This window comes from Herbidospora cretacea (assembly GCF_001570605.1).
GTDB lineage: Bacteria > Actinomycetota > Actinomycetes > Streptosporangiales > Streptosporangiaceae > Herbidospora > Herbidospora cretacea.
On sequence record NZ_BBXG01000015.1, the window covers coordinates 186,244 to 197,492 of the forward strand.

At 63.3% G+C, this 11,249-nt stretch carries 7 protein-coding genes; 2 read left to right on the plus strand and 5 right to left on the minus strand.

Annotated features, from left to right (window positions below; translation table 11 throughout):
• Nucleotides 1–12 precede the first annotated feature (12 nt).
• The 4 genes from AW270_RS26625 to AW270_RS26635 form a co-directional block, all read right to left on the minus strand.
• Complete coding sequence (locus tag AW270_RS26625; protein ID WP_063819352.1) at nt 13–717, minus strand: M48 family metallopeptidase; 705 nt, start codon at nt 715–717, stop codon at nt 13–15.
• A 19-nt stretch (nt 718–736) separates the two neighbouring features.
• Nucleotides 737–3,964, minus strand: a complete 3,228-nt coding sequence (locus AW270_RS26630; protein ID WP_061298746.1) for a type I restriction endonuclease subunit R — start codon at nt 3,962–3,964, stop codon at nt 737–739.
• A gap of 93 nt (nt 3,965–4,057) precedes the next feature.
• Nucleotides 4,058–5,365, minus strand: coding sequence for a restriction endonuclease subunit S (locus AW270_RS39090; RefSeq protein WP_157522681.1), 1,308 nt, complete (start codon nt 5,363–5,365; stop codon nt 4,058–4,060).
• The gene (locus AW270_RS26635; RefSeq protein ID WP_061298748.1) at nt 5,358–7,802 is read right to left on the minus strand and encodes an N-6 DNA methylase; all 2,445 of its coding nucleotides are present in this window, start codon (nt 7,800–7,802) and stop codon (nt 5,358–5,360) included. Before AW270_RS26635 ends, AW270_RS39090 begins: the two co-directional genes overlap by 8 nt.
• A 766-nt stretch (nt 7,803–8,568) precedes the next feature.
• Here AW270_RS26635 and AW270_RS26640 point away from each other — a divergent pair.
• Together AW270_RS26640 and AW270_RS42290 are read left to right on the plus strand one after the other, a co-directional pair.
• Complete coding sequence (locus AW270_RS26640) at nt 8,569–9,372, plus strand: hypothetical protein (protein ID WP_157522684.1); 804 nt, start codon at nt 8,569–8,571, stop codon at nt 9,370–9,372.
• 345 nt (nt 9,373–9,717) lie between these two features.
• Nucleotides 9,718–10,557: an O-acetyl-ADP-ribose deacetylase gene (locus AW270_RS42290; protein WP_063819346.1), complete on the plus strand. Its 840-nt coding sequence runs from the start codon at nt 9,718–9,720 to the stop codon at nt 10,555–10,557.
• A 120-nt stretch (nt 10,558–10,677) separates the two neighbouring features.
• On the opposite strand, the gene AW270_RS26650 is transcribed toward AW270_RS42290, so the two are convergent.
• The coding region (locus tag AW270_RS26650) for an IS5 family transposase (RefSeq protein ID WP_157522687.1) at nt 10,678–11,249 on the minus strand (572 nt) is incomplete at its 5' end.

The following is an 11,249-nucleotide window of genomic DNA, read 5'->3' on the forward strand; positions in this document are numbered from 1 at the left end:
CCTCGTTCTAACTCACCGCCCTTCTTCGGGAAGCCAAAGCTCATTTCCTCTAGAGCGAAGTCGTTGCCGATAGTCCTCATAGCCGGGCATCGCACGCTCGACGATCCGCCAGAACTCGGGGCCGTGGTCCGGTCGCTGAAGATGCGCCAACTCGTGGACGAGGACATAGTCGATCAAGGTGGGCGGGAGTTGCATCGTGGCCCAGTGGATGTTGACCTGACCATCCTGGGAGCAGGATCCCCACCGGTAGCCCAGAGGCCGCACCCGCAGTCCGGTCATCTCGGCACCCATGCGGGAAACCCAGGGCTGGACCCGCTTGCGGAGCCACGGCTCGCCGACCCGCCGATACCAGCGGACTAGGTCCTTAGCCGCGCCGCCTTTGGCGAGTTCCAAGCGCCCGCGAATCAACCGGACATCTCCCGAAGCAACGATTCGAAGGCGATACGACCGACCTAGGTAGAGGAACCCCTCACCCGAGACGTACTCCTTCTCCGGTGGAGCCTCGCCCAAATCCCGCTTCTCGGCGAGCTTGCGGTACAGCCAGGACCGCTTGGCCTCGACCATCTTGACCAGCTCAGCCTTGGAGACTTGGGGCGGAACGACTGCGGTGACCGAGGCGTCGCGCTCGACAGTGAGCCGAACACTCCTGCGACGCTCACTCACAGAAACGGCAACCTCTAGACCACCGACGCGCAGAACCCCTGGAAAATCACTCACGGTCACCAGGATGCCAGTCTCATGCCCTTGGAATGAGATGGCGGTTGCTCCTGATCACGTCAAGGAGGTCGGTGGCGAGCTGATCAAGCCGCTCGTACTCCCCCAAAGCCCGCTCGTGGAGGATGGCGAAGATGTCGAGCCTGAAGTCGGCCTGATCGACGCGCTTGCGCCAAAAGTCCTGCCGGTGGATCGTCTGAGTGGCCTTCAGATGGATCTCCCTGGCGGCATCAGCGAACCGTACTTCCGTCAGCGCTTCCTCTGGGGAGGTTGCCAGCTCAGCGGTGATGGTCCGGTGGACGCGTGCCTCGATCTCGCTCAGGCCGAACGGATTCTCTTGTTTCTCCTGGACGATTTCTGTCATCAGGTCCTTGAGCGCGATGACCTGCTGGTCCCACTCGTCCTTCAACTCGGTGAGGATCTTCTCCAGGCGTTCGCTGAGCATCTGATAGCGAGCTGGGTCTTCGCCACCGCGAATGGAGATGTGGTGCCGGATCGCGTTCTCCATCTCCGACGCCTTGGCCCGGGGTCCACCGGTCATCGCCTCCACCTTGGCGGCAAAGCCGGGCGCAGTCATCTTGATCGGCGGCAACTGCTCCTCAATGCCGAGCGAGGCGATGTGCTCGTCGATCAGGGCGCGGATCTTCGAACCGTATGCCCCGGGATCGAACTCGCCGGCGTCAATCCGATATCGTCGGGCCGCTGTCAGCTTGATGACCATGAACCGCTTCAGATCCGGCAGGAACGGCTTAGCCGCCGGATCGGGCAGCACTGTGTTGACGGTGGTGGCAAAGCGCTTCAGCTCAGCGTTGAACCGATCCCGCAGCTCCGGATCGGAGAGCTCCTGTACGCATCGCTCGACGTCCTCCGGATCGCCGAACATCATCCGCAGCCGCTGCAACTGGGGGTCCAGCTTGGCGATTTCCAGGCGAGCGTCCCGCAGGGCTCCTGCGGCGTCATCACCCTCGTCGCCCTCGAAGTCCTCAGATGCGAAGATACGCAGCGCTTCGAGGAGGCTCTTGGCGACTCCGCTATAGTCCACGACCCAGCCGTTGGGCTTGCGGTCCGCCTTACGGTTGACTCGTGCGATCGCCTGTAACAGGTCATGCTCGTAGAGCTTGCGGTCCAGATACATGACCTGCTCGATCGGCGCATCGAAGCCGGTGAGCAGCATCGTCCTGACGATCAACATGGCGATGTCGTTCGTCCCGAAGGGCTGAACGAAGCCGTCGACCCGCGCTTTCTGTTTCGCCTCATCGGTCCACTCGGTTAGATGGTGCTCCTCCTCCGACTGGCCCTTGGAGATGACCGGTACGAAGTCGATCCGCTTCAACAGGTCGAGGAACCTGGCCGCCCGCACCAACCGGGCGCGGCTCGCGCTGCGGATGTTCTCCGGCGGCATGGCCAGCACGTGCTCAGGCAACTTCTCGATGGCGGCGACCAAATCGTCGCGGGCAGCGAGGAACGCTTCCCGATAGCGGACCGTGGTCTCCCGGTCCTCGGCCACCACTTGCGCCTTGAAGCCCTCGGGGAGCACATGGTCCACGTAGTGGTTCAACATGTGCTTAGCCTTGGCATCGACCATCTGCTGCGCGGTCAGTACCTTGCCCTTGGTGGCCCAGCGTCTCTGAAGCTGCTGCCGCTCGTCGTCGTCGAGTTCGATGAACTCGTCCTCGAAGATGTCGTCGAGGTCCTTACGGTCCCGGACCGCCGCGTTGACCTTGACGCCCTCATAGAGGATCGGGACGATCACCTCGTCCTCTTCGGCGTCCTTGAGGCGATAGGTGTCGATGAACGGGCCGAACAGGTCGACGCTGGTCTTGCGCTGACCCTTCCGGGTCATAATGGGCGTGCCGGTGAAGCCGATCCGGGCCGCGTTCGGCAGCGCCTCCCGCAGGTTTGCGCCGAGCGAGGCAGTGTGCGACCGGTGCGCCTCGTCGATCAGCACCACGATCGACTCGTCGGTGTTGATCTCATCGAGAGCGGTCTTCGCCGTGATTCCCTCGCCGCCCTGGCTCTTCTGGATCATCACGAACACGACAGCCGGGCCGTGATGGGCGAGGACCGTCCTAGCTCTCGCACCGGACTTGGCGGTGACCACGGTCTCGCCGCTGAGGCGCATGGTCTTGCCGAGCTGGTCCTCAAGCTGGGTCCGGTCGGTGACCACGACGACCTTGAAGTTCGCCAGCTCCGGAGTGAACCGCAGCCGGCGAACCAGGAACGTCATAGTGATGCTTTTGCCTGATCCCTGGGTGTGCCAGACGACGCCACCGCGCCCGTCCGTGCTGCCGTGCTGCTCGCGGGTCTTGCCGGTCAGCAGCCGCTTGACCGCCTTCTCCACGGCACGGAACTGCTGGTAGCGCGGCGCGACCTTGATGGTCTTGCCCTGCTCACTCGGCATGAACGTGACGTAGTTGTGCACAATGTTGAGCAGGTTGGCCGGGGCGAGCACCCCTGCGGCCATGATCTCCTGCCGGCTAAGCTGGTCGGCGTTCTTGCCCTGCCGTAAGGCGAGCTCGTCCTTGGTGAGCGGGTAGGTGTCGCGCCACGGCACGTAGTGTTCGTATTCGGCGGTAAACGTCCCGATTCTGGCGTCCTCGCCGCTAGTCGCGACCGTCAGCTGAACCGTATGAAAGAGCTTCTGGTTTCCGGTACGGCTCTCGCGCTCGACTTGCTCCGCGTATCTGCGGAGTTGGCCGACGGCGCCGCTCAGGTCAGACTCGGTGGTCTTCTTGCACTCCGCGACGACGAGCGGGATGCCGTTCACGAACAGCACGATGTCAGGGACGATCGACCCGCGCCCGCCCGGGATGTCCACTCGGAACTGGTTGACCGCAGTGAACTCGTTGTTCTCCGGGTGCCGCCAGTCGATGTAGTGGACGATACGACTCTTGCCGCCCTCCCAGCCGTCAACGCCCTCGACGGGAGTGCCCTTGAGTAGCAGCTCGGTGACCTTTTGGTTGACTTCGAGGAGGCTACCCGGGGTGGTGCGGGTCAGAGCGCTGACGGCCGAGCTGATCCGGGTGTCGTCCAGCCACTCCTCGCCGTGGACGTTCTTGTTGATCCGCAGCAGCGCGTCTCGCAGCTTCTGCTCAAGGATCACCTCGTCGAAGCCAGGGCGGGAGGAATCACGGGCGATCGTCGGGATCACCGCGAAGTAGGGAGCACCTTCCAGATGGTCCCAGCCCATCTTTTGGAGCTGTTCGATAAGGGGCTTTTCCACCAGCGCGTATTCGAGCTCACTCGCCATGATCCCGCTCCCGTCTCCAACCGCCTGATTCAGCAACACACCCAAACAAATCGCCCTTGTAGTGGGCGAGCCGAAGCCCACTCGGTCAGAGCCCTAAAGATCTTCCAGTACGGCTTCCGCCTCAGAAACCCGTACCCGCCCGGTTAGCAAGTCCTCCATCAAGCCCTGTTTAAGCTGAGTTAGACGCCGCGCCTGCCGTGCGAGTGCATCGACCTGGGCCGCATACCCCGCATCGACGTGAACCACATGATCCATTTTTGGCCTGCCGGACCAGGGAATCATGAGCCGACGAATAGATGCTTGACTGATGTTCTTCATGCTTCCACTGGTTCCCGTTGCAGCGATCTCGATCTGACGCCGAATTTCCGCTAGTGCGAGGACAAGATGGATGTATTCGGTGGACGCAAAGGCGTCGTTAACGTGAAGGCGCAGTGTCTTATCGCACAACATGAGGCCGTGGGGCGTTTCACCTACAATGCATGTCATCCCGACCAATTCGGCGGTATTGGCACGAGTAATGAGCAGGTCTCCGGGGCGAACGCATAGGGCTTCAATATGCAGCGACCGGTCATAAGCGACTTTATTCTCTTCCGGACGAAAACCGCTGCGCCCAATTGCGCTTACTTTGAGAACCCCCCATTCACCGGGACCAGCGGGAGTGTCTTCTACGCTGGGGCTGTTGCCTGCCTCAATTCCGATGAGGGCGCCACCCAATGGGGTCAAATACCACGACCCCTGGTCGTCCGTTCCAAGAGATCCAAGTTCGGATGCCTCTACGGATCGAAGGATGTGTAGGCCGTCTGCCATCAATTCCCGCACATGAGCGAGGCGAACCTGCCCATGCTTAGCGACGGATGCCTGGATAGATGAGACCGACCTATCGAGAGTATCGAGGACCTCGGCGATCCGCCGCTGCTCTCCAATCGGCGGCAGGTGGAGAGGCAATGAGAAGAAGTCGCCGACCTTGACGTTGAGGAGACCATGGTTGCGGACCCCCTCCTTGGCCACCCAGAGAATTTCATCGTTTAGAAGTCCCGACTCGAAGTAATGCGTCAGAAAATTTGAGTCGACGCCACCTCCAGGACGGAAGCAAATATAAAGCGGGGAGACGATGCCGGAATCATAACGGTCCAGTCGCCGGATTACTCCAGCTGGATACCCTTCCGAGTAGCTCTTGTTGTAGGCGAAGTCACCTCGTTCAAGCAGGAAATAAGAACTGGCATCCGAGCTGGCGACCCGCCTTTGGAAGTACTCCGCTTGACTGACCAGGCCGTGTTTAGCTGAGATGGTGAGAACATTCTTATTTCCGACAAGATTCTTACGAACAACTCGGCTTGCTACCTGTCCAAACTCATGTGTCTTCCACCCGCTCGGAACATGCCTAAACTTGATTTCAGACATAGCCGAGCTCCTTGAGATATGCCTCGAGGTGGGCAGCCGCTATTTCGCGCTGGGCTTCGAGGTCCCGCAAGGTGACCGCGTATTTGTCGGCCCAACTACGGAAGGCCGATTCCAGCAGCCTGCGGCCAGCAGCCGTTCGGGTATCGAGGCGATTGGAGAGCTGCAGGCGGAGGACTTCGAGGACCAGCACGCGGCGGTCATCCTCGCCCAGGGCTCCAGCGGTCATTTTGAGGCGGGGCAAGAAGTCAGCCTCCAGGGCACCGACCTTCTTCCTCGCGGTGGCCGTGGCGGACTTCAACTTCTTCAGGTCTGCCTCGGAGAGTTGGTCTTCCGATTCCTCTGCATCAGCTTCGTCGTCCTCGCTGGGCTTGGCGGTGGCCGCCTTGAGCTGGGCGTTAAGCTCGGCGTACCTGGCCTCGGCTCCTTCGAGCTCTTTCAGGTATTCGGCAATGAGCGCCGGGACGATGCGATGGTCGCGGGCCTTACGCTTCTCGGCGGCGATCTTCTGCTTGTCCCAATATTCGACTTCTTCCTCGTCAAGCGCGAATGCCGACTCGATGGTGGTGAGCCAGCCTTCGACGACGCCCTTAAAGCCGTTCAGGGAGAGGGTCTTGATGTCGTACTGGGTCTCGCCCCACCAGGCGGCCACGACGCCAGCCAACTCGAACCGGTCGAGCAGGCCTAGCGGCTTCAACTCCTCGGCAAACGACTCCAGCAGTTCCGCGCGGATCTCCATCACCTTCTTGGAGACCGGCAGTTCGGCCAGGCGCTTGCTGTGCCGTACCCACCAGTCGGTGAACGCCTCCTGGAGCCGCACCTCTGCGGGCTTGGCGAGCGCCGGAAGGCGCTCCGCAGTAGCCTGCCAGCCCTCGGGCAAGAAGTCGAAGTAATCGGCGTTCTTCTCTGCGAACAGCGTCGCCGGGTCGACGCCGAACGCCTGGAACAGGTGAGCCTTGTTGGCGACCTCAGCCTTGGGAACACCGCCGTAAAGGTGGGCGCGAACGTCATGGGGCTCCGGCAGGGGCGTGTTGTCGACGTAGCGGCGTATGTTGAGGTTGAAGTCGTTCTCCTTCAACTCCGCGAGGTCGACAACGCGGGCGAAGCCGGGGATGTCCCTGTACTCGTCGAACGCGGCGACGATCTTCTCAGCGTGCTGCGGCTCAAGGTAGTTCTGAGCGCGACCGGCGGTGAACTCGCGGTCGGCGTTGATGAAGAGCACCTTTCCCTGCCGCTCTTCAGGCCGCCGTGCCGTACCGCGAAGGACGAGGATGCAGGCGGGGATGCCGGTCCCGTAGAAGAGGTTGGGCGCGAGGCCGATGACCGCCTCCAGGCGATCGCCGTTGATGATGCCCTCGCGGATGTCCTTCTCCTTGCCGCCGCGGAACAGCACGCCGTGCGGGAGGACTGTGGCGCCGACGCCGTTGGGGGTCAGCACGGCGAGAACGTGCTGGGCGAACATAAGGTCCGCCTTCTTGCCGGTCTCCGGGGCGAAGCCGTACTTGAAGCGTTCCCTGTGCTCCATCTCGGCTGCGACGTAGTTCTGTGAAAACGGCGGATTGGTGAGCACCCGGTGGAAGCGCATCAGCTCGCCGCCCTCCTTGTGAAGGGGGTTGGCGAGGGTGTCGTCGTTCTCCAGGCTCGCGTTGAGCACGCCGTGGAGAATCATGTTCATCTTCGAAACGGCCCAGGTGCCGCCGTTGTACTCCTGGCCGGCCAGGGTCAGGTCGCGATGGTCCTGGCCGTGCTCCTCGACGTACTCCTTGGCGTGGATGAGCATGCCGCCCGAGCCGGAGCACGGGTCGTAGACACGCATGCCAGGCTCGGGCTTGACCAGTCGGACCATCATCCGCACGACGCCACGCGGCGTGTAGAACTCGCCACCCTTCTTCCCGGCCGAGTCGGCGAACTCGCCGATCAGGTACTCGTACGCGGCGCCGAGCAGGTCCGGAAACTCGAAGTCCTCATTGCGCAGCCGCACCCGGTTGAAGTGGTCGATGAGCTTCTGGAGACGACTGTCGGGAATGGTCGACTGGCCGACTTTCTTCATGAAGTCGATGTGCTCAAGCACGCCTTCGAGCGCTGTGGAGTTGGCCTCCTCCAACGTGCTGAGCGCGGTGTTGAGCATGTTGCCGACGTTCTTCTCGCGGGAACGGTCCTTGACATACGCCCATCTGGCCTTCTCGGGCACGTAGAAGCTCTCCCCCCGGTAGAAGTTGGGGGCGGCGGCCATCCGCATGGCCTCATCATGGCTCCTGCCCTGGGAGACCCACTGCTTGACGAGTTGCTCACGGACCACGTCGAACTGGTCGGAGGCGCGCTTCAGGAACAGCATCCCGAAGATGTATTCCTTGAACTCCGAAGCGTCCATCTTGCCGCGGAGGATGTCCGCGGCCCCGAACAGATGCCGCTCAAGCTGCGGCAACGTGAGCTTCGCCACGTAGTGGCCTCTTTCCTTCAACCAGGTGAGACGGGGTCGGCGCACTGCGCGACGATAGACACGATCAGTCTTGCAGGCGTCACATCTGAGTACACATGCTTCTCAGCATCGATTGGATTCCGTTGGCAGGCACTCCATCAACCCAGAGCCGGGTGTCCCTGCTGCTGAGACACGATCATCTTGAGCGCGGCGCCTCGGCTCCTCCACGGATCTCGATCCCAATGCCTACCCACAAGACGCATCCAGCGAGCGGAACCTGACGTTTCAGCAGGTCAGGGAAGTCATCCTCATAGAGGGCTGCGCTGCTTCCTAAACCTGGTGTCGTGGGTTCGAGTCCTACCGGGGGCACTCTATGAAGCGCCTGCCACCTGCTGCTTAGCGTAATTGTAAGCTTCTCACCTGCCCGGCTGTCTGCGGGTGAGGTGATCGTTTGCTGCTGGGTCTGCCCGATGCCTACCCCCTTGAGCGAGCATGGCGTCCGGAGCTGTGCCCCTTCCTACGCCGGCGTGGACAGCTAGGAGGGAGACAGGCGGCAGCCCGCTCCGGCATCTACGTGTGAGCCAGCCGCAGCCGGTCTCCGCCGTCGAACGAAGCCGAAGCCATCCACGAATATGTGACATGAGGATCGCAATCCCAAGGGAATGACCGGCCCGGACGTCTCGCCCACCGGGAATGGGCAGCGGGGCAGGATGCCGCTGTCAAGATGAGGCGCATGCCGTTATGGGGAAGACGTCTGCTCATCGCAGTAGCGATCTGGGGTGCTGCCGTGGGCCTGTTCGCCCTGGTGCCAACCTATGATCGCGCCCTGATCGCGCTCGCAGTTCTGGTGCTGCCCCTCGCGCTCGGGCTGGTCCTCTCATCGGTCGCGAGATTACCGCGCTGGCTGCCGACAGGGCTGGTGGCGTTCCCCGTCGGCTATTTCGCCCGGGAAAGCGGCACCGACTGGGGAGTGATCTCAGGGGTGGAGGTTCCCGAGCTGGTGCGGCTGGCGTTTCCGGCCATGGCTTTCCTAATCGTGTCGTGGCTGGTCGCGCCCGGGAATGTCTGGCCCAGGGTGGCCATCGGCGCCGCGCTGGTCGCCGGATGCGCGGTGTCCGGTCCGCTGCGCGAGGCGCGGGAGGTGGCCGACTTCCAGAAGCGGGTCCTGGCCACAGGGGCGCCGCTGGTCGTGCCGGTCTTCCCTGGCCACGAGCTCGTCATGGCCTACGTGGAGCCTCACGAGATCGGCTTCGTCTTCACCTCGACCTCGGTCTCCGCCGAAATCCACGTCACCGTTCATCCGGAGGCGACCGACCCCCGGAGGCTGTGCCGGGAACAGATCACCCCGAAGGGCGTCGACCTCGGACTCGACTGCATCGGGGGCGGTCCGGGAGTGTGGATCAGTCCGGGACCTGGGCAGCTGGCATGGTTCGGCCGGGCGGGTGGAGCGACCATGGGGATTTCGGGCATCGAGGTGCCGCGGGGCGTTCCGTTCTCCACGTTCGTACAAGTCCGGCCTCTGACATTGGACGGACTGACCGACCTCAGGAACCGGGGTGCCATCCGGCCCAGCATTCTGGATGCCGCATAGGCCGCCGGCCTGGATCTGTGCGTTCGCGTGGAGTGCACGGAACAGATCCGCCACCTCCGGCGACAGCTCCAGCCGGGGCTGGGCCCGGCTGGACTGCGACCTGTTCGGGACAGTGGGCGGGCCGACCAACCGGTGACCGGCGTGGCCGGTCGGCCGGCGGCATAAACCGTGTTCAGCGGGCCCCTGCCTCGAAGACGCGATCTCGATGAGCGTTGCTGTTCTCCGCTCTGGTGGATCGATATGCCTGTGAAGATCTTGGCCGGGCGGGTCCGGTTCTGAGAAAGCGACAGCTGACAGAATCCGGGCCATGGGTCGATAGTCCAGGGTGACATCACCGAGCAGCGGGTGGATGTCATCGTCAACGCCGCGAACTCCTCCCTTCTCGGGGGAGGCGGGCTGAACGGCGTGATCCACCGCAAGGGTGGGCCGGCGCTTCTGGAGGAGTGCCGCGAGCTTCGCGCCTCCCGGTACGGCAAGGGACTGCCGACCGGCGAGGTGGTGGCTACGACGGCGGGGAACCTGCCTGCCCGCTGGGTGATCCACACCGTGGGGCCGGTCTACTCGGGGACAGAGGACCGCTCCGACCTGCTCGCCTCCTGTTACCTCAGGTCACTCATGCTCGCCCAGGACCTGGGCGCTGAGAGCATCGCCTTCCCGGCCATCTCCACGGGAAAATTCGGCTGGCCGGTCGCCGACTCAGCCCGCCTTGTCTCCCGCGTGCTGCACACAACGGGCTTCCGCCTTGATATACGTCTTGTCCTGTACTCGGTATCCGACCTCCGGGCATACGAGGAGGCGATGGGTACCAAGGATCACCGGGTCACCGATGCCGAGATCGTTCGCGTCCTCGACGCCGTACCTGCGGACCGGTGGCGCGAGCTGTTCGAAGCCGCCGACCGGGTCACTCCCGCCGACCTGGAGACCATCGGCAGCGACGCCGTCGGACAGCTGTTCCGGCGGCTGTTCCGCGCCCCGCTGCTCGTCAGGTGCGACTACTCGAATCCGCTGGTCGACGGGCGAAGGCCGGAGGATCTCACGGTGGCCGAGGCCGTTCGGCTGATCACTTTGATCTGGCGCGAGGACTACTGGAGTGGGGGCGGCATGGGTGTACGGGAGGACCGGATCCGCGACGGCAGTCTGCCTGCGGCACTCGACAGTCTGCGGCGGTGGCACGAACGGGCCTGACCGGTTGGCGGCGCTCCCACCCGTGATCGTCATGAGGCGAATGGTGCGGAACTGGAAGGAGCGACGGACGCCATCTTGGCCAAAGCTGCGAGGGCTAGGGCCTGTACGGACTTCGGATCTTCATCCGGGCTGAAGGCTTCGGATCCACAGAAGGGCACCGCGTAGATGGAGCCCGGCCAAATAGCTGCCAGGGGTCTTATCGGAGCGGAAGGCCAGGCCGCGCCATTGTTTGATCTGGTTGATGCAGCGTTCGGCGGTGTTGCGCTGCTGGTAGAGGATGGGGTCGTGGCCGATGGGGCGGCCGCCGAGTGAGCCGCGGTTCTTGCGGTGGACGGCTTGGTCCTTCTTCTCCGGGATGACGGCTTTGATGCCGCGCTCACGTAAGTGGGCGCGGTTGCCGCGCGAGGAGTAGGCCCTGTCGGCGGCTACCGCCCCGGGTCGGGTGCGTGGACGGCCGATCGGAAGCCGAACCTTGATCTTTGACAGCACTGCACGGAACTGCGGGCTGTCTCCGGCCTGACCTGGAGTGAGAACGAAGGACAGCGGCGGGCACCGCCGATCGGCCGAGAGGTGGATTTTGCTGGTCAGCCCACCCCGTGAGCGTCCCAGCGCGGCAAGCTTCAGCCGGATGCCGTGCCGCAGCCGTAACCATCGTCGCGCCGTTTGGCGCTCCTGCACTACCGGGCCGGCTT

What these genes read in the sequence shown, in the direction of transcription:
- AW270_RS26630 (WP_061298746.1), bottom strand. Translation starts at nt 3,964, where the DNA reads ATGGCGAGTGAGCTCGAATACGCGCTGGTGGAAAAGCCCCTTATCGAA.
- AW270_RS39090 (WP_157522681.1), bottom strand. Translation starts at nt 5,365, where the DNA reads ATGTCTGAAATCAAGTTTAGGCATGTTCCGAGCGGGTGGAAGACACAT.